Source organism: Pseudonocardia kongjuensis (assembly GCF_039526905.1).
Lineage (GTDB): Bacteria > Actinomycetota > Actinomycetes > Mycobacteriales > Pseudonocardiaceae > Pseudonocardia > Pseudonocardia kongjuensis.
This window is the reverse complement of record NZ_BAAAJK010000033.1, coordinates 96,508-117,317: the sequence shown is the minus strand read 5'-3', so window position 1 is coordinate 117,317 and position 20,810 is coordinate 96,508. Positions and strand designations below refer to the sequence as shown.

The window sequence follows — 20,810 nt, the reverse complement described above, 5'->3', positions numbered from 1 at the left end:
TGCCGTCAGTCGCGCAGCCGGAACCGGTACCAGCACGGCGAGGTCCGGTTCATCGGCCAGCCCAGGCCCGTCGTGTCCGCCGGCTCGACCGAGACGAGGTCCCACTCCACGAACGCCTCCTCGACCTCGGCCCGGGAGACGCCGCCGATCACCGACCGCAGCCGGTTCGGTCCGAAGGCGAGCAGCAGCACGGTCGCCCCGGGATCGGCGAGCGCGGTCACCCCGCGGCCCTCGGCGAGCCGCTGGTCGCGGTCGAGGCATTGGAAGCAGCCGATGTCGAGGAAGAGATCGAAGGTGCCCAGCCCGGCCGTGGCCAGGTCGGTGACGTCGCCGACGACATAGGTGACGCCGGGCCGGGCACCACGGCCGGCCGTGTCGTCGGTACCGCGGCGGGCCGTGTCGTCGGTACCGCGGCGGGCCGTGTCGTCGGTACCGCGGCGGGCCGTGTCGTCGGTACCGCGGCGGTCCGTGTGTACGGCGCCCCGGCGGGCCGCATCGACGGCGCTCGGCACGTTGTCGATCCCGACGGCCTCCCAGCCGCGACTCGCCAGCTCCGGGGTGAACAGACCGCGGCCGCATCCGAGGTCCAGGGCCCGGCCGGGCCGGCCGTCGCGTTCGGCGAGCTCGCGGTCCAGGTGCGCCCGGGTGGCGGCGATGGTGGCGCGCCCGGAGCGTTCCCAGGGCGTGATCCCGAACCGGTAGAGCCGCTCGTAGCTGGTCACGATGCCGCCTCCGCACCTCGCCGCGTCCGGAGGTCGCGAACCTACCCGGATCCGCAAGATCACGGATCGGGAACCGCGGCGGTCGCGCACCGGCCGTTTCGGTTCCCGAATGCGGATCAGCGGGCCGGGCGGGTGCGGGCGGCTCCGGTGCCGGATTCTCCGCGGGGAGCCGGCCGGACGGTCGTCCTCGGCGAGGTCCTGCCCCGTCAGGCCGGGGAACGGTAGACGGTGTCGCGCCGGGGACCGGGTCGCAGGGATCCCGAGCCAGGGGGTGGCGCCCGGTCGTCGCCGTGCAGGGCACGCGTGAGTCGGGCGATTGCCACGCGTCGGCAGCGGAGTTAGATTAGGCTAACCTTGGTTGGCCAGGCGGGGGTGGGTGTGCGGAGCCGGTGCCGGCGTGACCGGGGTGGCCTGGCTGCCATGACGACGGGGCGAGTCGTTGACATCCTTCGAGCGGGACCGGCCGGGGGGCCTGCGCCGGCCACGGGCCGTCGCACTGGTCGCGGTGGCCCTCGTGCTTGCGGCCTGCGGTGGTCCGGAGCCGGCGGCGACCGAGCCGGAGACCAGGACCGTCAGTCATCCGCTCGGCGAGGTGCAGGTCCCGGGGGAGCCGGCGTCGATCCTCGCGACCGACGAGTACGCCGCACTGAACCTGCTGGCGCTGGGGGTGGAGCCCGCGGTGGTGTACGGCTCCTTCGGGTCGGAGGTGGGCCGGGTCGTCCTCGAGGACGCCGGGATCACCGTCGTCCCGGGTGCGACGTTCTCCGAGAGCCCGCCGATCGAGGAGATCATCGGGCACGCCCCGGACATGATCGTGATGACCGGTGGGGCGGAGATGCAGGAGACCTACGACGCCCTGTCCCCGGTAGCGCCGGTGGTGGCCGTTCCGTACTACGACACGACCTGGCAGGAGTCGCTGACCGCGGCCGGCGCGGCGGTCGCGCGCACCGACCGGGCGGAGTCGATGATCAGGACGTTGGAGGGCCGGATCGGTGCGGTCCAGGCCGCGTCGGAGCCTGGGCCGACCTCACTGTCGGTGGTCGCCGAGACCTACGGCGACTGCTGCTTCTCCGCTGCCCGCGGCACCCCGCTCTCGACCATCCTGCAGGCGGCGGGGTTCACCCGTCCCGCCGCGCAGGACATCGACGCCACCTACGGCGAGTTGTCGGTGCTGCCGATCTCGCCGGAGCAACTCGGGGCGCACGACGCAGACCTGGTGATCGTCCCCGACGGGGAGTACTACAGCGCCGACGCGGTACGGGCGCAGCCGGTCTTCCGGTCGCTGCCCGCCGTTCGCGACGGACGGGTCCTGCAGGTCGACGGGGACCTCTGGTTCGGGAACTTCGCCTTCGCCGTGCACTGGATCGCGACCGACCTGGAGGCCGTCGCGCAGGACGGTGCGGCGGCAACCGTCGGTGTCCCGGGCGACGCGACAGCGCGCTGGGAGCAGTTCCGGGCCGACGTCGGTGGCTGAGCGCCGCGGCTGCGGGCTGCGGCGCTCGCGACGGAGGACCGGCCGGCCTGAGTAGCGGGGTGGACGATGCCGATCAGCCTGCCGTCGGGGCCGCCCACGTGACGCGGGCGGCCCCGACGGCATTCCGGACGCGTCAGCTCACCAGCCGCGCGCCTTCCACTCCGGCAGCCCCGGGCGCTGCTCGCCGATGGTCGAGTCGTCCCCGTGCCCCGGGTAGAACCACGTCTCGTCGGGCAGCACGTCGAAGACCCGCTCCTCCAGGTCGGCGAGCAGCTGCACGTTGTCCTCCGCCGACCAGGTCTTGCCCGGCCCGCCGGGGAACAGGCTGTCCCCGGTGAACAGGTGCGGCCGGTCGTCGCCGCGGTAGAGCAGCGCGATCGAGCCGGGGGTGTGCCCGCGCAGGTGGATGACCTCCAGCTCGATCTCGCCGAAGGCGATCCGGTCGCCGTGCCCGACCAGCTCGTCCATCGGCGCGGGGAGCTCGGGGGCGTCCTCCGGGTGCGCGATCAGCCGGGGCTCGAACATGCCGGCGATCGCGCCGAGCGCCTGCCAGTGGTCGTGGTGCCGGTGCGTGGTCACCAGGTGCCGCAGGTCGGGGCGCTCGTCGGTGGCGCCGATCAGGTCGGCGATCCGGCTCGGCTCGGCCGCCGCGTCGACCAGCAGCGCCTCGCCCGAGGACTTGCAGACGAGCAGGTAGGCGTTGTTGTCCATCTCGCCGACCGAGATCTTGCTGATGCTGAGCCGGTCCAGGTCGCGGCGGATCGCGGCGCCGCCGGGATCGGTGTGACCGGTGTAGTTCTCCAGGACGTCCACGGCGCGAGGGTAGCGGCCTGTACCGCCCGCCGCGGTGGGGCGAACCCGCCGGTGCCTGCTGCGGCCCGCCCGACGCCGTCCGGGGGCCGTCCCCCGCCCGTCCGGTCGAACATGCGTACGAGTATCGTGCACGGTGTACCGACCGGCGCGTGGCGGCGTGCATCCACCGAGGGACGGCCGCTGCGAGGCCCGCTCGCCGCGTTCCTGTCAGGGGTGCGGCCTAGCATCGGATCCGGAACTGGGACGACCCTCGCCAGCCAGGAGGCGCGCATCGTGAGCGACCACAGCACCGACCGCCCGGACGTCGGCGGCACCCTGTCCCCGGGTGCGTCGCCGGTCCCCGGCGGTCCACGGCTGGTCGTCCGCGGCGCCCGCGAGCACAACCTGCAGGGCGTCGACATCGACCTGCCCCGGGACAGCATGATCGTGTTCACCGGGCTGTCCGGCTCCGGCAAGTCCAGCCTGGCGTTCGACACGATCTTCGCCGAGGGGCAGCGCCGGTACGTCGAGTCGCTCTCGGCCTACGCGCGGCAGTTCCTCGGCCAGATGGACAAGCCCGATGTCGACTTCATCGAGGGGCTCTCGCCCGCGGTGTCGATCGACCAGAAGTCGACCAACCGCAACCCGCGGTCGACCGTCGGCACGATCACCGAGATCCACGACTACCTGCGTCTGCTCTACGCCCGTGCCGGCATCCCGCACTGCCCGCAGTGCGGCGAGCGGATCGAGAAGCAGACCCCGCAGCAGATCGTCGACCAGGTGCTGGAGATGGAGCAGGGCAGCCGGTTCCAGGTGCTCGCGCCGGTCGTGCGGACCCGCAAGGGCGAGTTCGTCGACCTGTTCTCCACCCTGCAGTCGCAGGGCTACTCGCGGGTGCTGGTCGACGGCACGGTGCACCAGCTGTCCGACCCGCCGAAGCTGAAGAAGCAGGAGAAGCACGACATCTCGGTGGTCGTCGACCGGCTCTCGGTCAAGGCGACGGCCAAGCAGCGGCTCACCGACTCGGTCGAGACCGCGCTGCGCCTCGCCGACGGCCTGGTCGTGCTCGACTTCGTCGATCTCCCGGCCGACGACCCGGTCCGCGAGCGGCGCTTCTCCGAGCGGATGGCCTGCCCGAACGGGCACACCATCGCGGTCGACGACCTGGAGCCGCGCACCTTCTCCTTCAACTCGCCCTACGGCGCCTGCCCGGCCTGCACCGGTCTCGGCATCAAGAAGGAGGTCGATCCGGAGCTCGTCGTGCCGGATCCGGACCGCTCCCTGGAGGACGGGGCGATCGCACCCTGGTCGGCCGGGCACAACGCCGAGTACTTCGGCCGGCTGCTGTCCGGGCTGTCGACCGCGATCGGGTTCCGGATGGACACGCCGTGGCGCAAGCTGCCGGCCGCCGCGCAGAAGGCGGTGCTGCAGGGCAGCGACGACCAGGTGCACGTGCGGTACCGGAACCGGTACGGCCGGGAGCGCTCGTACTACGCCAACTTCGAGGGCGTCATGCCGTTCCTGGAGCGGCGCCTGGAGCAGACCGAGTCGGAGTCGCAGCGCGAGCGCTACGAGGGCTACATGCGCGACATCCCGTGCCCGGCCTGCGGCGGCTCCCGGCTGCGGCCCGAGGTCCTGTCGGTCACAATGCCGCACCGCGACCTGGGGGAGCGGTCCATCGCCCAGGTCTCGAACATGTCGGTCGCCGAGTGCGCCGACTTCCTCAACGGCATGGTTCTCGACGACCGCCAGGCGATGATCGCCGGCGCGGTGCTCAAGGAGATCCAGGCCCGGCTCGGGTTCCTGCTCGACGTCGGTCTGGAGTACCTGTCGCTGGACCGCGCCGCCGGGACGCTCTCCGGCGGGGAGGCGCAGCGGATCCGGCTGGCCACCCAGATCGGGTCGGGGCTGGTCGGGGTGCTCTACGTGCTCGACGAGCCGTCGATCGGGCTGCACCAGCGGGACAACCGCCGGCTGATCGACACCCTGACCCGGCTGCGCGACCTGGGCAACACGCTGATCGTCGTCGAGCACGACGAGGACACCATCCGGGCCTGCGACTGGGCGGTCGACATCGGCCCCGGCGCCGGCGAGCACGGCGGGTACATCGTGCACTCCGGCCCGGTCGCCGATCTCGAGTCGCACGACACCTCGCTGACCGGCGCCTACCTGTCCGGCCGGCGGTCGATCCCGCTGCCGCAGCGGCGCGAGCTCGACCACTCCCGCAAGCTGTCGATCATCGGGGCGCGCGAGCACAACCTGCGCGGGATCGACGTCGACATCCCGCTCGGCGGGCTGGTGTCGATCACCGGGGTGTCCGGCTCCGGCAAGTCCACCCTGATCAACGACATCCTCGCGACGGTCCTGGCGAACCGGCTGAACGGCGCCCGTCAGGTCCCGGGCCGGCACACCCGGATCAACGGGATCGACGAGCTCGACAAGCTGGTGCGGGTCGACCAGTCGCCGATCGGGCGGACCCCGCGCTCCAATCCCGCCACCTACACCGGCGTGTGGGACAAGGTCCGGAAGCTGTTCGCCGCGACCACCGAGGCGAAGGTCCGCGGCTACGCCGAGGGCCGGTTCTCGTTCAACGTCAAGGGCGGCCGCTGCGAGGCGTGCACCGGCGACGGCACGATCAAGATCGAGATGAACTTCCTGCCCGACGTCTACGTCCCCTGCGAGGTCTGCAAGGGCGCCCGGTACAACCGGGAGACCCTCGAGGTCCACTACAAGGGCAAGACCGTCGCCGACGTGCTCGACATGCCGATCGAGGAGGCCGCCGAGTTCTTCGAGCCGATCACCTCGATCGCCCGCTACCTGCGGACCCTGGTCGACGTCGGCCTCGGCTACGTCCGGCTCGGGCAGCCCGCCCCGACCCTGTCCGGCGGCGAGGCGCAGCGCGTGAAGCTGGCCAGCGAGCTGCAGAAGCGCAGCAACGGCCGGACCGTCTACATCCTCGACGAGCCGACCACCGGCCTGCACTTCGAGGACATCCGCAAGCTCCTCGCGGTGATCCAGGGCCTGGTCGACAAGGGCAACACGGTGATCGTCATCGAGCACAACCTCGACGTCATCAAGACCTCGGACTGGATCATCGACATGGGCCCGGAGGGCGGGTCCGGCGGTGGCACGGTGGTCGCCCAGGGCACGCCCGAGCAGGTCGCGGCCCATCCGGACAGCCACACCGGCCGGTTCCTGCGCGATCTCGTGACCCCGGACGCCACGCCGGTCAAGCCGGCCCGCAGGCGCACCGCGGCCGCCGCGAAGGGCGCCAAGGGCGCGGCGTCCTCCGCGCCGGCGGTGTCCCGGCGACGGGCGGCCTCCGCGGCGAGCTGACGGCTCGTCAGGCGTGCTGGCGGGCGCGGGCCGGGACGCGGCGGCGCAGGTTCCCCAGCACGAACAGCCCGTACCGGCGGACGAGCGCCGCATAACAGCCGGCCACCCCGATCACCCGGTCCCGGCGGCGGATCACCGGCTCGGCCTCCCGGATCAGCTGCCGGGTGAAGGCCCGCTGCACCGCGAACTCCGCGCGGGTCGCGGCCGCGGACGCCGAGCCGGGGTGGATCCGGAACGATGCGGCGGTGCCGGCGGAGCCGTGCAGGCCGCCGTGCCGCAGCAACCGGACCCACAGGTCGAGATCCATCGTGAACAGCAGGCGGCCGTCCACCCCGCCGACGGCGTCGTAGTGCGCCCGCCGGAACGTCACCGCGGCGGACGGGCCGATCGGGTTGCCGCCGTGCCGCACGACCGCCCGCAGCACCTCGGCCGCCGGACGGGTGCCGAGCAGCGACCGGGGGACGTGCCGGTTCGGGAACAGCGTCCGGCCGTCGGCGTCGATCATGTCGGTGCGCCCGACGACCAGCGCCAGCGACGGGTCCGCGGCCAGCGCGTCGATCTGCGCCCGCAGCGCGCCGGGGGCGACCAGGTCGTCCGCGCAGAGGATCTTCACCAGGTCCGCCCGGGCCAGCTGCACGGTGCGGGCCCAGTTCTCGGCCATCGGCACCGTCTCCTCGACCCGGACCAGCCGGATCCGCGGATCGTCGAGACCGCGCACGATCTCCGACGACCCGTCGGTGCTGCCGTTGTCCCGGACCACCACCTCGAGATCGGCGTCCTGGTCGAGCACGCTGCGCAGGGTCCGCTCCAGGTACCGGGCGCCCTGGTGGACCGGGACGCACACCGACAGCGCGGGTCGGCTGGGCACCGCGCACCTCCCTCCAGCAGCTCCGTCGACGGCCGTGACCGGCCACGACGGACCGTACGAGACGACCGCGGAAGAACCGGGCAGGCCCGGACGCGACACGGTCGGCGGTACCCTCCGTGCGGTCACCGTCTCCCCGTCGGCGGGCCCCGCCCGACCGGATCCGGACCGGGCTGCTACTCTCGGGAATGCGACCACCCGGGATCGCGTTGATTCGTGTGTTCCGGGCGTCAAGTGGAGCCCCGCTCCCACCCACGCCGTGATCGTAGCGGTGTCCGGGTCCATGGTCCGGCCTCGTGGCACAGGTGTGTGTCATCGGCCGATCAACGGGTCTTCGCTTGTCGTCGCCGGCGCAACAGCAGGTAGTAGCGACACAGCGAGTTACTCAGGAGACCCCATCAGCACAGAGCCCCGCATCAACGACCGCATCCGCGTGCCCGAGGTCCGTCTCGTCGGCCCGAACGGTGAGCAGGTCGGGATCGTGCGCATCGAGGACGCCCTCCGGCTGGCGCAGGACGCCGACCTCGACCTGGTCGAGGTGGCCGGTCAGGCCCGCCCGCCGGTCTGCAAGCTCATGGACTACGGCAAGTTCAAGTACGAGAGCGCGCAGAAGGCCCGGGAGTCCCGGCGCAACCAGCAGCTCACCGTGATCAAGGAGCAGAAGCTCCGGCCGAAGATCGACAAGCACGACTACGAGACGAAGCGCGGCCACGTCCGCCGCTTCCTCGAGGGCGGCAACAAGGTCAAGGTCACGATCATGTTCCGTGGTCGCGAGCAGTCCCGGCCCGAGCTGGGCTACCGGCTGCTGCAGCGCCTGGCGGAGGACATCGGCGACATCGCCGTCGTCGAGGCCGCGCCGAAGCAGGACGGCCGCAACATGACGATGGTGCTGGCGCCGACCAAGAAGCCGGCGCCGCGCAAGACCGCGGCGACCGCCACCACCGACGCCCCGGCCGAGGCCGAGGCGTGAGGGTCTCCCCGCCCGGTGCGCGGGCGGGGAGGACACGCAGTACCCGCAACGACCCCCGGTCCGCCGGGGGCCGACACCGAACGGATACGTCATGCCCAAGAACAAGACGCACAAGGGGACCGCGAAGCGGATCCGCACCACCGGCTCCGGCAAGCTGCAGCGTCAGCAGGCCGGCCTGCGGCACCGCCTGGAGGTCAAGTCCCGCAAGGAGAAGCGTGACCTGTCGGGCGTGGTCGACGTCGCCAAGCCGGACGTGAAGCGCATCAAGAAGCTCCTCGGCCGCTGACTTTCCGCCCCCCTTTCTTCAATCCGGCGACCCGCGCCCCGCGCAGGACGTCGCCGCACCACCCCAGGAGATACCCATGGCACGCGTGAAGCGCGCGGTGAACGCCCAGAAGAAGCGCCGCACCACGCTGGAGTCGGCCGCCGGCTACCGCGGGCAGCGGTCGCGGCTGTACCGCAAGGCCAAGGAGCAGATGCTCCACTCCATGAACTACGCCTACCGGGACCGTCGCGCGCGCAAGGGCGACTTCCGGCAGCTGTGGATCACCCGGATCAACGCCGCGGCCCGCGCCAACGACATGACCTACAACCGCTTCGTGCAGGGCCTCAAGGCCGCCGGGGTGGAGGTCGACCGCAAGAACCTGGCCGAGATCGCCGTGAGCGACCCGGCCGCGTTCGCCGCGCTGGTCAAGATCGCCAAGGAGAACCTGCCGTCGGGCACCGAGCAGGGCTCCGCGGCCTGAGGTGACCGACAGCGGCTCCGGTGAGGGCCCGACGCCCGGTACCGAGCGCACCCCGCGCGTCGCAGCGGCCCGCAAGCTGCTGCGCCGCGCCGGGCGCGACCGGGCCGGGCGTTTCCTCGTCGAAGGGGCGCAGGCCGTCCGGGAGGCGCTGGCCGCCGGTCCGGTGCACGAGCTGTTCGTCACCGCCGGGGCCGCCGAGCGCCATCCGGAGCTGGTCGCGGCCGCCCGGGACGCCGGCGTCCGCATCCTGCCGGTCACCGACCGGGCCGCCGCCGGACTGTCCGAGACGGTCACCCCGCAGGGCCTGGTCGCGGTCTGCGACCTGCTCGACGTCGGGGTCGCCGAGGCGCTCGCCGGTGTCCCCGGATTCGTCACGGTGTGCGCGGGCATCTCCGATCCCGGCAACGTCGGCACCGTGATCCGGGTCGCCGACGCGGCCGGCTGCGACGCCGTGCTGCTGGCCGGCGACACCGTCGACCCGCACAACGGCAAGGCCGTGCGGGCGTCCACCGGCAGCGTGTTCCACCTGCCGCTGGCCCGTGACCGGGACGCCGCCGGGGTACTGGCCGCCTGCCGGGCCGCCGGCCTGAGCACGCTGGTGGCCGACGGCCGCGGCGAACTGGACCTGCACGACCCGGCCACGACGCCGCTGCTCGCCGGCCCGGTCGCCTGGGTGCTCGGCAACGAGGCGCACGGTGCCGGGCCCGAGCTGCTGGCCGCCGCCGACCACCGCGTCCGGGTGCCGATCCACGGCCGCGCCGAGTCGCTGAACCTCGCCACCGCCGCGGCGATCTGCCTGTACGCGACGGTCGGCGCCCGGGCCGGTGTCGCGCCCGCCCTGGACCGGCCGACCGGCGTCGCCGGGGGCTGAGCCGGTCCGGGCCCGAGCCCCCGGCGACCCGTCGACCTGCGGGAAACCGGGTGGTGGCCGCCCTCTACGATCGGGACACCATGAGTGACGACGCCGTGAACGAGAGCCCGCTGGACCCGGACGTGCTGAAGGCCGCCGTCGAGGCCGCGCGCACCGCGTTCGACGCCGCCGCCGACCTGGAGGCGCTGGCCGCCGTCAAGCCGGCCCACCTCGGGGACCGGGCACCGATCCCGATGGCCCGCCGGTCGCTCGGGCAGCTGCCCGGCCCGGAGCGCGCCGACGCCGGGAAGCGGGTGAACGCCGCCCGCCAGGAGGCGCAGGCCGCGTTCGACGAGCGCCGCGCCGCCCTGCTCGACGAGCGCGACGCCCGGGTGCTGCGCGAGGAGACCGTCGACGTCACGCTGCCCACCGACCGCCGCCCGCGCGGCGCCCGGCACCCGATCACCCAGCTGTCCGAGCGGATCGCCGACATCTTCGTCGCGATGGGCTGGGAGATCGCCGAGGGCCCCGAGGTCGAGGCGTCCTGGCTGAACTTCGACGCGCTCAACTTCGGCAAGGACCACCCGGCCCGCACCATGCAGGACACCTTCTACCTGGGTGACGCCGAGCGCGGCCAGGACTCCGGGATGGTGCTGCGCACGCACACCTCGCCGGTGCAGGTCCGCTCGCTGCTGGACCGCGAGCTGCCGGTGTACGTCGCCTGCCCCGGCCGGACCTTCCGCACCGACGAGCTGGACGCCACGCACACCCCGGTGTTCCACCAGGTCGAGGGCCTGGCCGTGGACCGCGGGCTGACCATGGCGCACCTGCGGGGCACCCTGGACGCGTTCGCCCGGGCCATGTTCGGCCCGGAGGCGGGCACCCGGATGCGTCCCTCGTACTTCCCCTTCACCGAGCCGTCCGCCGAGGTGGACCTGTGGTTCCCGCAGAAGAAGGGCGGGCCCGGCTGGGTCGAGTGGGGCGGCTGCGGGATGGTGAACCCGAACGTCCTGCGCGCGAGCGGCGTCGATCCGGAGGAGTACTCCGGCTTCGCCTTCGGCATGGGCATCGAGCGGACCCTGATGTTCCGCAACGGGATCCCGGACATGCGGGACATGGTCGAGGGCGACGTCCGTTTCTCGGCCGCGTTCGGCATCTGAAACCGATCCTTCCGACCGAGGAGTTCTGAGCAGTGCGAGTGTCCGCGTCCTGGCTCGCCCGGCACATCGACCCGGCGGCGCTGCCGGCGCGCCCCGAGGACATCGGCGAGGCGTTCGTCCGGGTCGGGCTGGAGGTCGAGGAGATCCACCCGGCGCCCGAGATCACCGGCCCGCTGACCGTCGCGCGGGTCGCCGGGATCGAGGAGCTCACCGGGTTCAAGAAGCCGATCCGGTACTGCCGGGTCGACTTCGAGGACCAGGGTGACGGCACGCCGCGGCACCGCCACGTCATCTGCGGCGCGCAGAACTTCGCGGTCGGCGACCTGGTCGTCGTCACCGAGCCGGGCGCGGTGCTGCCCGGCGGCTTCGCGATCTCCCGGCGGGAGACCTACGGCCGCACCTCCGACGGCATGATCGCCTCGGCGAAGGAGCTCGGCCTCGGCGCCGACCACACCGGCATCCTGGTGCTGCCGCCCGGCACCGCCGAGCCCGGCGCCGACGCGCTCGAGGTGCTCGGCCTGACCGAGCCGGTCGTCGAGCTGGCCGTCACCCCGGACCGCGGGTACTGCTTCGCCGTGCGCGGGCTCGCCCGCGAGCTCGCCACCTCGCTGGACCTCGACTACACCGACCCGGCCACCCGGGTCACCGTCGCGGACGCCGACGGCGACGCCTGGCCGGTCCGGATCACCGACACCGAGGGCTGCGCGCGGTTCGTCGTGCGCCGGGTGGACGGCGTCGACCCGGCCGCGCCCAGCCCCTGGTGGATGCAGCGGGCGCTGCTGTCCGCCGGGATGCGGCCGATCTCGCTGATCGTCGACGTCACCAACTTCGTGATGCTCGATCTCGGCCAGCCGCTGCACGGCTACGACGCGTCCCGGGTGTCCGGCCCGATCGAGGTCCGGCGGGCCGCGGCGGGGGAGAAGCTGGAGACCCTCGACGGGCAGACCCGCAGCCTCGATCCCGACGACCTGCTGATCACCGACGACTCCGGCCCGATCGGGCTGGCCGGCGTGATGGGCGGTGCGTCGACCGAGATCCCGGCGCCCGGTGACCTCCCGCCGGCCGCCGACGGCAGCGCGCCCCGGGTGGACGTGCTGATCGAGGCCGCGCACTTCTCGTCGCCGGTGATCGCCCGCGCCGCGCGGCGGCACAAGCTGCCCAGCGAGGCGTCCCGGCGGTTCGAACGGGTCGTCGATCCGGCGCTGCCGCCGGTCGCCGCCGAGCGGGCCGCGCAGCTGCTGGTCGAGCTGGGTGGCGGCACGATCGCCGGGGGCCGCACCGACGAGGGCCGGATCCCGCCGGTGCCGTCGGTCCGGATGCCGCTGTCGCTGCCCGACCGGGTCGCCGGCGTCGCCTACCCGCGGGGTGCGACGGTGCGGCGGCTGACCCAGGTCGGCTGCACCGTCGAGCTGGACACCGGCGACGACGGCCAGGGCGTCGTCGTGGCGACCCCGCCGACCTGGCGTCCGGACCTGCGGATGGCCGCCGACCTGGTCGAGGAGGTGCTGCGGCTGGAGGGCTACGACACGATCCCCTCGGTGCTGCCCACCGCACCGGCCGGACGCGGCCTCACCCCCGCCCAGCTGCGGCGCCGCGCGGTGTCCCGGGCGCTGGCCGAGGCCGGCCACGTCGAGGTGCTGCCGTTCCCGTTCGTCTCCGACACCGTCTGGAACGATCTCGGGCTGCCCGTGGACGACGACCGCCGGCGCACCGTCGCGGTGACCAACCCGCTCGACGCCGAGCGCTCCCGGCTGGCCACCACGCTGCTGCCGGGGCTGCTGGACATGCTGGTGCGCAACCGGTCCCGCGGCAGCGAGGATCTGGCGCTGTACACGATCGCGCAGGTCGTGCAGCCGCAGGAGAACCCGCCCCCGATGCCGGACCCGGCCGTCACCGGGCGCCCCTCGGACGAGGAGTACGCGGCGATCCGGGCGGCGCTGCCCGCCCAGCCGGTGCACGTCGGCGTGGTGCTCGCCGGGAACCGGGAGCCGCGCGGCTGGTGGGGCCCGGGCCGGTCGGCGACCTGGGAGGACGCCGTCGAGGCGGCCCGGCTGACCGGCGCCGCGGCCGGGGTGGAGCTGCGCCCGCGCCGCGCCGAGCGGGCGCCGTGGCATCCCGGGCGCTGCGCGGAGCTGGTCGTCGCGGGCACCGGGACCGTCGTCGGGTACGCCGGCGAGCTGCACCCGAAGGTCGTCGAGGCGTTCGGGCTGCCGGCCCGAACCGCGGCCGCCGAGATCGACCTGGACGCGATCGAGCTGCGGGAGGACCTGCCGGTGCCGCGGGTGTCGGCGTTCCCGCCGGTGGCGGTGGACGTCGCGCTCGTCGCCGACCGGGCGGTCCCGGCCGCGGATCTCGCCGAGGCGCTCACCGCCGGGGCGGGGGAGCTGCTGGAGTCGGTGCGGCTGTTCGACGTCTACACCGGCGACCAGGTCGGCGAGGGCAAGCGGTCGCTGGCGTTCTCGCTGCGGCTGCGCGCCGACGACCGGACGCTGACCGGCGAGGAGGCCAACGCGGCCCGGGACGCCGCGGTCGCCGAGGCCGGCGCCCGGCACGGGGCCGTGCTGCGCTGAACCCCGCCGCCCGGGCGGGGGAGATGAGGCTTACCTTGCCCGGGCCCCGGCCCGGTTGATGTGCTGCGGGCATGATCAGTGCGCTTGCCCCCGCCCCGGTGACCGCGGCGACCCGCCGGGAGTTCCTCGCCGTGCTCGCCGGCGCCGGGCTGCTGTCCGCCTGCGGCACCGGCACCGACCAGGGCGGCCCGGGCGCCGACCGGGTCGTCGAGACGGCGGAGGGGCCGGTCACCGTGCCGGTGCGCCCGCAGCGGGTGGTCACCCTCGGGGTGGCACTGGCCGGGCACCTCGCCTCGGTCGGGCTGGTCCCGGTCGGTGCGCACGAAGGGCACGAGGAGTGGCTCGGCGCCTACGCGGGCGAGCTCCCCGACGGCACCGACATCGACGGGATCACCTCGGTCGGACTGGCCGACGCCCCGAACCTGGAGACGATCGTCGGGCTCGCCCCGGATCTCGTCCTGGTCGAGCGGTCCGCCGCCGAGCACCTGCGGGAGCTGTCGGCGATCGCGCCCACGGTCGTCGTCGAGCGGGCGTCGAACGCGGCCTGGAAGGCGGCCTTCGACGCGACCGTCGACGCGGCCGACCGGGCGGCCGAGGCCGAGCAGGTCCGGGAGCGGTACCGGTCGGCGCTGGCCGCGGTGCCGGACGCCGCCCGCGGACGGTCGGTGACGTTCCTGCGCGGGCAGGGCGACGGTGCGTTCCGGATCGACGGCTCCGGTGCCTTCGGCGGGAGCGTGGCCGCGGAGGCCGGACTGACCGTGCGCGACGGCGCCGGCCGCGGCGAGCCGTCCGAGCACGGCTACATCAGCTTCGGCGTCGAGGAGCTGCCGGTCGCCGACGGTGACCTGCTGGTCGTACCGGACCGGGCCGGCGGCCCCAGCAGCGTCGGGAACCTGATGGCGAACCCGCTCTGGGAGCGGTTGCCCGCGGTGCGGGCGAACCGGGTGCTCCCGCTGCCCAACGCCGTCTACAACGGCGGCACCTACCTCGGGGCCGAGCTGCTGCTGCGCGAGCTGAGCGCGGCGCTGGGCTGATCACCGGTCGCGGTCCGCGACGGCGGTCCGCAACCGGTCGATCGACTCCTCCCGGGACAGCAGCGGGCAGGTCGCGCAGTACACCTCGCCGTGCACCCGGGACTTGTAGTAGAGGCAGCACACGGCACGCCTGCGGAACAGCTCGACGGTGCCCTCGTGCTCGATCTCCAGCCAGTCCGGCCGCAGCCGCAGCGGCCGGATCCCGGTGTCGCCGAGGGTCGTCTCGATCTCGGCGCGGGCCGCCGGGAGCTGCCCGCTCGCCCGCCCGGACATCAGGAAGCCGTTCCCCAGCCGGTCGGCGACCACCTGCCACAGCGCCCGCCGCCCGCGCCGGGACAGCACCACCGCGGTCTCGACGACCGGGCCGAACGCTTGGTGGGTCCACTCCACCAGCCGGGCGCGGAGCCGGTCGCGGTCCGGCACCGTCTCGGTGCCGGCCGCGCCGGCCAGCGGATCATCGGGCAGCACCAGCACGACGGTGCCCGGATCCAGGACCAGCTGCGGCGCCGTCCGGGCGCCGCCGGTTCCGGTCACGAACCACATCCGGGCCGGATCGGGCACCGGGACCCGGCCGGACCGGAACAGCAGCTCCGCGGGGACGCCGGCGGCCGGGCCGGCCAGCCGGGCCAGCAGGGTCTGCGCGGCGAGTGCGGCGCCGCCGTCGAGCTCGGCGTCCATCGCGGCGATCGCCTCGCCGAGCAGGTCGGCGCCGGCCAGGTCGGCCAGGCTGGGCCCGGGCCGCTCACCGGGGCTCCCCACCCGGACCGGCCAGTACGGCGCGGTCCCGGGGGTGTCCGCGAGGACCGTCGTCAGGACGGAGGACGTGCTGGTCACGACGATGATCGTAGGCCCGGCCGCGGGTGACGCGGGTCGCACCGAGCGTCACAGTCAACTCTGACTGTTTTCTGCTAGCGTCCTGGCCGGGGCGCCGGGAGGCGCCGGATCCACCACCCGAAGGAGCGTGGGACGTGCGAGATGCAGTCATCGTCGAAGCGGTGCGGAGCCCGGTGGGCCGGCGCAAGGGCGGGCTGGCCGGGGTGCACCCGACCGATCTCTCCGCGCACGTCCTGCGCAGCCTGGTCGAGCGGGCCGGGATCGACCCGGCGCAGATCGACGACGTCGTCTGGGGCTGCGTGTCCCAGGCCGGCGAGCAGACCTTCGACATCGGCCGCAGCGCCGCGCTGGCGGCCGGGTTCCCCGAGTCGGTCACCGGGGTGACCGTCGACCGGCAGTGCGGGTCCAGTCAGCAGGCGGTGCACTTCGCCGCGGCCGGGCTGATCGCGGGCCAGTACGACGTCGCCGTCGCCGGTGGCGTCGAGTCGATGTCCCGGGTCCCGATGGGCGCGGCCATGATGGAGCAGAACCCGTTCGGCGAGGCGTTCATGGAGCGCTACGGCGCCTTCCCGAACCAGGGCGTCGGCGCCGAGATGATCGCCGAGAAGTGGGGCTTCTCCCGCACCCGGCTCGACGAGTTCGCGCTGCTCTCGCACGCCCGCGCCGCGGAGGCGCAGGACGCGGGCCGGTTCGAGGGCCAGATCGCCCCGCTCGCCGGGGTGACCGCCGACGAGGGCATCCGCCGGGGCGGCACGCTGGAGAGCCTGGGCCAGCTCAAGACCGTGTTCAAGGACGCCGACCAGGGCGGCGTCATCCACGCCGGCAACTCCTCGCAGATCTCCGACGGCTCCGCCGCCCTGCTGATGACGACCGGCGAGAAGGCGAAGGAGCTGGGCCTCACCCCGATCGCCCGGGTGCACACCGCCGTGCTCGCCGGCGCCGATCCGGTGATCATGCTGACCGCGCCGATCCCGGCCACCGAGAAGGCGCTGAAGCGCTCCGGGCTGTCGCTGTCCGACATCGGCGCCTTCGAGGTCAACGAGGCGTTCGCGCCGGTCCCGCTGGCCTGGCTCGCCGACATCGCCGCCGACGACGCGGCCGTCGCCGGGCGCACCAATCCGCTCGGCGGCGCGATCGCGCTCGGCCACCCGCTCGGCGGGTCCGGTGCCCGGATCATGACGACCCTGGTGCACCACATGCGGGACAACGGCATCCGCTACGGACTGCAGACCATGTGCGAGGGCGGCGGGCAGGCCAACGCCACCATCCTCGAGCTGCTGTAGAAACGCTCCCGAGAGCAACACCGGAAGGACACACATGGAGATCAACGGAGCGGTGGCCGTCGTCACCGGCGGCGCGTCCGGGCTCGGCCTGGCCACCACGGAGCGGTTCGTGGAGGCCGGTGCCAAGGTCGTGATCATCGACCTCCCGTCGTCGCAGGGCGAGGCGGTCGCGGACAAGCTGGGCGACGCCGTCCGGTTCGTCGCCGCGGACGTCACCAGCGAGGAGCAGGTCGGCGCCGCGCTGGACGTGGCGGAGGAGCTCGGCACCCTGCGGATCGCCGTCAACTGCGCCGGGATCGGCGACGCGGCGAAGACCTTCGGCAAGAAGGGCGCGTTCCCGCTCGCGGCGTTCACGAAGGTCGTCAACGTCAACCTGATCGGCACCTTCAACGTGATCCGGCTGGCCGTCGAGCGGATCGCGAAGGCCGAGCCGGTCGACGGCGACCGCGGCGTCGTGATCAACACCGCCTCGGTGGCGGCGTTCGAGGGGCAGATCGGGCAGGCCGCGTACTCGGCGTCCAAGGGCGGCATCGTCGGCATGACCCTGCCGATCGCCCGGGACCTCGCCGATCTCGGCATCCGGGTGTGCACGATCGCGCCGGGCCTGTTCGAGACCCCGCTGCTCGCCGGGCTGCCCGAGGACGTCAAGACCTCGCTGGGCAGGCAGGTGCCGCACCCGTCCCGGCTGGGACAGCCCGCCGAGTACGCCAAGCTGGCCGCGCACATCGTCGAGAACCCGATGCTGAACGGTGAGACGATCCGCCTCGACGGCGCGATCCGGATGCAGCCCCGCTAGGAGGCGCGATGAGGCGCACGCTCTACGAGTCCGACCACGAGGACTTCCGGGAGGCGTTCCGGTCGTTCGTCGAGAAGGAGATCGTCCCGCACGAGGCGCGGTGGGAGCGCGAGGGCATCGTCTCGCGCGAGCTGTTCACCACGGCCGGGGCGAACGGCTTCCTGGGCATCGACGTGCCCGAGACCTACGGCGGGGGCGGCGTGCCGGACTTCCGGTTCAACGCCGTCATCGCCGAGGAGCTCATGCGCTCGGGTGCCGCGGCGGCCGGGCTGGGCCTGACCCTGCACAACGACATCGTGCTGCCCTACCTGCTCGCCTACTGCACCGAGGAGCAGAAGCAGCGCTGGCTGCCGGGCGTGGTGAGCGGGGAGCAGATCCTCGGCATCGCGATGACCGAGCCGGGCATCGGCTCGGACCTGGCGTCGATGTCGACGACCGCGATCCGGGACGGCGACCACTACGTCGTCAACGGGGCCAAGACGTTCATCACGAACGGGATCAACGCCGATCTGATGGTCGTCGCGGTGAAGACCGACCCGTCGCAGAAGCACAAGGGCATGAGCCTGCTCGTGCTGGAGCGGGGCATGGCCGGCTTCGAGCGCGGCCGGAACCTGGACAAGCTGGGCCAGCACGCGCAGGACACGGCCGAGCTGTCGTTCACCGACGTGCGGGTGCCGGTGACGAACCTGCTCGGGCCCCAGGAGGGCCAGGGGTTCACCCAGCTGGTCAGCAACCTGCCCCAGGAGCGGCTGTCGATCGCGATCGCGGCGGTCGCCGCGGCCCGCACGGCGCTGACCCAGACGCTCGGCTACGTCAAGGAGCGCAAGGCGTTCGGCTCGCCGATCGGGTCGTTCCAGAACTCGAAGTTCGTGCTCGCCGAGCTGGACACCGAGATCGACATCGCCGAGCACTACGTCGACGACTGCGTGCGCGCGCTGAACGCGGGCGAGCTGACCGCGGTCGACGCGTCGAAGGCGAAGTACTGGTGCACCGAGCTGCAGGGCAAGGTCGTCGACCGGTGCCTGCAGCTGCACGGCGGCTACGGCTACATGACCGAGTACCCGATCGCGAAGGCCTACGCCGACGCGCGGATCACCCGGATCTACGGCGGCACCACCGAGATCATGAAGGAGGTCATCGGCCGGGGTCTGGGACTCTAGGCTGCACCATGACCTCCGAACGGAGCACCACCACCAGGACCCGGGCGCAGCGGTCGCAGGACAGCCGCGCCCGGATCCTGGACGCCGCGGTGGCCTGCCTGATCGAGGGTGGTTACTCGGGCTCGACGACGCTGGTCATCCAGTCCGAGGCGGCGGTGTCCCGGGGGAGGCTGCTGCACCACTTCCCGTCCCGGGACCGGCTGCTGGTCGCCGCGGCGCAGCACCTCGCGGTGAAGCGGGTCGCCGACACCGAGGAACGCGTCCGCCGGGTGGTCGAGCAGAGCCCGCCGGCGGACGTGTTCGAGCGTGCCGACCGGGTGATCGAGCTGCTCTGGGAGAGCTTCTCCGAGCCGCACTTCTGGGCGTCGATCGAGCTGTGGACGGCGGCCCGGGTGAACTCCGAGATCGCCGACGTGCTGCGCCCGGAGGAGAAGCGGCTCGGGGCGGCGATCCGGGCGTCGATGGCCCGGATGTTCGGTGACGAGCTGGCGTCCCGGCCGCGCTTCAAGCAGCTGCGCGACCTGCTGCTCACCTCGATGCGCGGGACGTCGATGACCTACACCTTCGACCGGCGGGATCCGCGCGAGGACGCGATGCTCGACCAGTGGAAGGACCTGGCCCGGCTGCTCCTGGCGGCGTGACCGCCGGCCGGGCTCAGGCCCCGCCGGTGCCGAAGTGCAGGCCGAACGGCGGCGTCGCGGTGCCGGTCCGGCCGGCCGGCTCGGGATGCCGGACCCGCACCTGGTCCCGGCCACCGCGCTTGGCGTCGTAGAGGGCGGCGTCGGCGGCGGCGAGCAGCGCGTCGAGCTTGCCGCCGTGCTCGCTCGAGGTCGCGACGCCGATCGACACCGACAGCCCGCCGATCCGGCCCGCGGTGGCGGTGTCGACCTCCAGGGCCCGGACGCTGCGCCGGATCCGCTCGGCGACCTCGCGGGCCCGGCCGAACACGACGTCGTCGGGCCGCAGGCCGCCGAGCGCGACCACGAACTCCTCGCCGCCGAACCGGCCCGCCAGGTCGTTGTCGCGGACCTCGGCGGTGAGCACGGCGGCGACCGCCTGCAGCACGTCGTCGCCGGCGAGATGGCCGTGCCGGTCGTTGACCGCCTTGAAGTGGTCGAGATCGAGCAGCAGGACCGCGGTCTCGCGGTCGGTGCGCGCGCAGCGTTCGATCATCTGCTCGGCGCGCCAGCGCCAGGCGGCCGGATTGAGCAGCCCGGTCTTGGTGTCGGTGTCGACCTGGTTCTCCAGCTGGCGGACCAGGGTGGTCTGCTGCAGGACGAGCAGCGGGAGCACGGCGAGCAGCACCAGCCACGGCGAGGTGTTGGCGATGATCACCGCGACCAGCCCGCCGAGCGACAGCGTCGCGAACTCGAGCAGGAACTCCGCGCCGAGCAGCACGGACAGGAACCGGGTGCCCGGACGGGTCAGCCGGACCGCGCAGGCGAGCAGCAGCGTGGTCACCGCGGAGTAGGCGAGCAGCGAGGCGAGGACGACGGTCGCGTCGCCCGGTCCGTCGCCGGGCGGCGGCAGGACCCCGGCGGCGAACCGCACCGCGGCGACCGCGAGCACGGCCAGCACCACGGTCGCGGCCTGGAACAGGTGCCGGTGCGCCGGTGTGCCCGCGGCGCGGGCGACCCGCAGGTAGAGGTGGGTGTGGACGGCGACGACCACCGCGGTGGCGAGCACCGGCGGCAGGAGCAGCGCGCCGGAGAACGTCCAGACCGAGGTCATGTTGACGTGGTGGTTGTGCGCGACCCGGCGCCGGATCCGTTCGGAGTGCAGCGAGAGCTCGGTGTGCGCGACCGGGACCAGGGTCAGCAGCGCGGCCAGCAGCAGCTGATCGCCGGTCGGCAGGGACGCCCGCAGCGCGGAGGCGACGAGCAGGCCGGCGGCGAGCACGTCGACCGCGAGCACGAAGACCAGCGCGGCCGCCGGCAGCGCGCCGAGCTGCCAGGAGCGGAACGGGAAGCGGCGGCGGGCCGCGTGCCGCGGTGCCGCCTGGTGAGAACTCACGTGGTCCACTCACCCGCCCGTCCGTCCGTGGCCGATCGGGGGAGAGGCTACCGCCGGGTACCGGGTCGCTCCGCGATGATCGTTCCGGTGGTCGGTTCGCACGGTGAACGGTGCCGTCCGGGCGACGGGCGCCTTATGTGTTCGTCAAGTTGTGACCCTGGGTGGCCGGATCCGACCGTCGACGCAGCCGATTGGCCCGAACGGA

At 73.5% G+C, this 20,810-nt stretch carries 18 protein-coding genes; 13 read left to right on the top strand and 5 right to left on the bottom strand.

The genetic code is table 11. The annotated features are described in order from the left end of the window. Window positions 1-5: 5 nt before the first annotated feature. Window positions 6-722: a class I SAM-dependent methyltransferase gene (locus ABD160_RS23865; RefSeq protein WP_344026206.1), complete on the bottom strand. Its 717-nt coding sequence runs from the start codon at window positions 720-722 to the stop codon at window positions 6-8. Between the two features lie 505 nt (window positions 723-1,227). Between ABD160_RS23865 and ABD160_RS23860 the strand changes: the two genes are divergently transcribed. Next, the gene (locus ABD160_RS23860; protein ID WP_344026204.1) at window positions 1,228-2,196 is read left to right on the top strand and encodes an ABC transporter substrate-binding protein; all 969 of its coding nucleotides are present in this window, start codon (window positions 1,228-1,230) and stop codon (window positions 2,194-2,196) included. Between the two features lie 138 nt (window positions 2,197-2,334). Here the strand turns inward: ABD160_RS23860 and ABD160_RS23855 are convergent, their stop codons facing one another. Beyond that, window positions 2,335-3,009: an MBL fold metallo-hydrolase gene (locus ABD160_RS23855; protein WP_344026202.1), complete on the bottom strand. Its 675-nt coding sequence runs from the start codon at window positions 3,007-3,009 to the stop codon at window positions 2,335-2,337. Between the two features lie 315 nt (window positions 3,010-3,324). Here ABD160_RS23855 and uvrA point away from each other — a divergent pair, with 315 nt between their 5' ends. Further along, window positions 3,325-6,324, top strand: coding sequence for an excinuclease ABC subunit UvrA (gene uvrA / locus ABD160_RS23850; RefSeq protein ID WP_344026367.1), 3,000 nt, complete (start codon window positions 3,325-3,327; stop codon window positions 6,322-6,324). A 7-nt stretch (window positions 6,325-6,331) separates the two neighbouring features. Here uvrA and ABD160_RS23845 read toward each other — a convergent pair whose 3' ends face one another. Continuing rightward, a complete protein-coding gene (locus tag ABD160_RS23845; RefSeq protein WP_344026200.1) occupies window positions 6,332-7,192 on the bottom strand; it encodes a glycosyltransferase in 861 nt (286 codons plus the stop codon). A 394-nt stretch (window positions 7,193-7,586) separates the two neighbouring features. On the opposite strand from ABD160_RS23845, the gene infC reads away from it, so the two are divergent. The 7 genes from infC to ABD160_RS23810 all read left to right on the top strand — a co-directional run bounded on the left by infC (window position 7,587) and on the right by ABD160_RS23810 (window position 14,519). Continuing rightward, window positions 7,587-8,159, top strand: coding sequence for a translation initiation factor IF-3 (gene infC / locus ABD160_RS23840; protein ID WP_344026365.1), 573 nt, complete (start codon window positions 7,587-7,589; stop codon window positions 8,157-8,159). 91 nt (window positions 8,160-8,250) lie between these two features. Further along, on the top strand, window positions 8,251-8,445 hold the full coding sequence (rpmI, locus tag ABD160_RS23835; protein ID WP_344026198.1) for a 50S ribosomal protein L35: 195 nt from the start codon (window positions 8,251-8,253) through the stop codon (window positions 8,443-8,445). A gap of 76 nt (window positions 8,446-8,521) precedes the next feature. Next, window positions 8,522-8,905, top strand: a complete 384-nt coding sequence (gene rplT / locus ABD160_RS23830; RefSeq protein ID WP_085912172.1) for a 50S ribosomal protein L20 — start codon at window positions 8,522-8,524, stop codon at window positions 8,903-8,905. A 1-nt stretch (window position 8,906) separates the two neighbouring features. Beyond that, window positions 8,907-9,776 carry a TrmH family RNA methyltransferase gene (locus ABD160_RS23825; RefSeq protein WP_344026194.1) on the top strand — a complete coding sequence of 290 codons (870 nt, stop codon included), beginning with the start codon at window positions 8,907-8,909 and terminating at the stop codon, window positions 9,774-9,776. An 80-nt stretch (window positions 9,777-9,856) separates the two neighbouring features. Then, the gene (pheS, locus tag ABD160_RS23820) at window positions 9,857-10,915 is read left to right on the top strand and encodes a phenylalanine--tRNA ligase subunit alpha (RefSeq protein ID WP_344026193.1); all 1,059 of its coding nucleotides are present in this window, start codon (window positions 9,857-9,859) and stop codon (window positions 10,913-10,915) included. 32 nt (window positions 10,916-10,947) lie between these two features. Then, window positions 10,948-13,485 carry a phenylalanine--tRNA ligase subunit beta gene (gene pheT, locus ABD160_RS23815; protein ID WP_344026192.1) on the top strand — a complete coding sequence of 846 codons (2,538 nt, stop codon included), beginning with the start codon at window positions 10,948-10,950 and terminating at the stop codon, window positions 13,483-13,485. A gap of 71 nt (window positions 13,486-13,556) precedes the next feature. After that, window positions 13,557-14,519, top strand: coding sequence for an ABC transporter substrate-binding protein (locus ABD160_RS23810; protein WP_344026190.1), 963 nt, complete (start codon window positions 13,557-13,559; stop codon window positions 14,517-14,519). Here the strand turns inward: ABD160_RS23810 and ABD160_RS23805 are convergent, their stop codons facing one another. Further along, window positions 14,520-15,353 carry a (2Fe-2S)-binding protein gene (locus ABD160_RS23805; protein WP_344026188.1) on the bottom strand — a complete coding sequence of 278 codons (834 nt, stop codon included), beginning with the start codon at window positions 15,351-15,353 and terminating at the stop codon, window positions 14,520-14,522. Window positions 15,354-15,487: 134 nt separating this feature from the next. Here ABD160_RS23805 and ABD160_RS23800 point away from each other — a divergent pair, with 134 nt between their 5' ends. From ABD160_RS23800 to ABD160_RS23785, 4 genes are read left to right on the top strand one after another with little or no spacing between them, the layout of a single operon-like run. Continuing rightward, the gene (locus ABD160_RS23800) at window positions 15,488-16,636 is read left to right on the top strand and encodes a thiolase family protein (protein WP_344026186.1); all 1,149 of its coding nucleotides are present in this window, start codon (window positions 15,488-15,490) and stop codon (window positions 16,634-16,636) included. Window positions 16,637-16,670: 34 nt separating this feature from the next. Further along, entirely contained in the window at window positions 16,671-17,432 is a 762-nt protein-coding gene (locus tag ABD160_RS23795; RefSeq protein ID WP_344026185.1) for a 3-hydroxyacyl-CoA dehydrogenase, read from the top strand. Window positions 17,433-17,440: 8 nt separating this feature from the next. Continuing rightward, window positions 17,441-18,592, top strand: a complete 1,152-nt coding sequence (locus ABD160_RS23790; RefSeq protein ID WP_344026183.1) for an acyl-CoA dehydrogenase family protein — start codon at window positions 17,441-17,443, stop codon at window positions 18,590-18,592. An 8-nt stretch (window positions 18,593-18,600) separates the two neighbouring features. Then, entirely contained in the window at window positions 18,601-19,233 is a 633-nt protein-coding gene (locus tag ABD160_RS23785) for a TetR/AcrR family transcriptional regulator (protein WP_344026181.1), read from the top strand. 13 nt (window positions 19,234-19,246) lie between these two features. Here ABD160_RS23785 and ABD160_RS23780 read toward each other — a convergent pair whose 3' ends face one another. Beyond that, window positions 19,247-20,605: a GGDEF domain-containing protein gene (locus tag ABD160_RS23780; protein WP_344026179.1), complete on the bottom strand. Its 1,359-nt coding sequence runs from the start codon at window positions 20,603-20,605 to the stop codon at window positions 19,247-19,249. Between the last annotated feature and the right edge of the window lie 205 nt (window positions 20,606-20,810).

Coding starts and splice junctions, on each gene's coding strand:
- ABD160_RS23795 (WP_344026185.1), top strand. CDS start 16,671: ATGGAGATCAACGGAGCGGTGGCCGTCGTCACCGGCGGCGCGTCCGGG.
- ABD160_RS23790 (WP_344026183.1), top strand. CDS start 17,441: ATGAGGCGCACGCTCTACGAGTCCGACCACGAGGACTTCCGGGAGGCG.
- rplT (WP_085912172.1), top strand. CDS start 8,522: ATGGCACGCGTGAAGCGCGCGGTGAACGCCCAGAAGAAGCGCCGCACC.
- ABD160_RS23785 (WP_344026181.1), top strand. CDS start 18,601: ATGACCTCCGAACGGAGCACCACCACCAGGACCCGGGCGCAGCGGTCG.
- ABD160_RS23810 (WP_344026190.1), top strand. CDS start 13,557: ATGATCAGTGCGCTTGCCCCCGCCCCGGTGACCGCGGCGACCCGCCGG.
- rpmI (WP_344026198.1), top strand. CDS start 8,251: ATGCCCAAGAACAAGACGCACAAGGGGACCGCGAAGCGGATCCGCACC.
- pheS (WP_344026193.1), top strand. CDS start 9,857: ATGAGTGACGACGCCGTGAACGAGAGCCCGCTGGACCCGGACGTGCTG.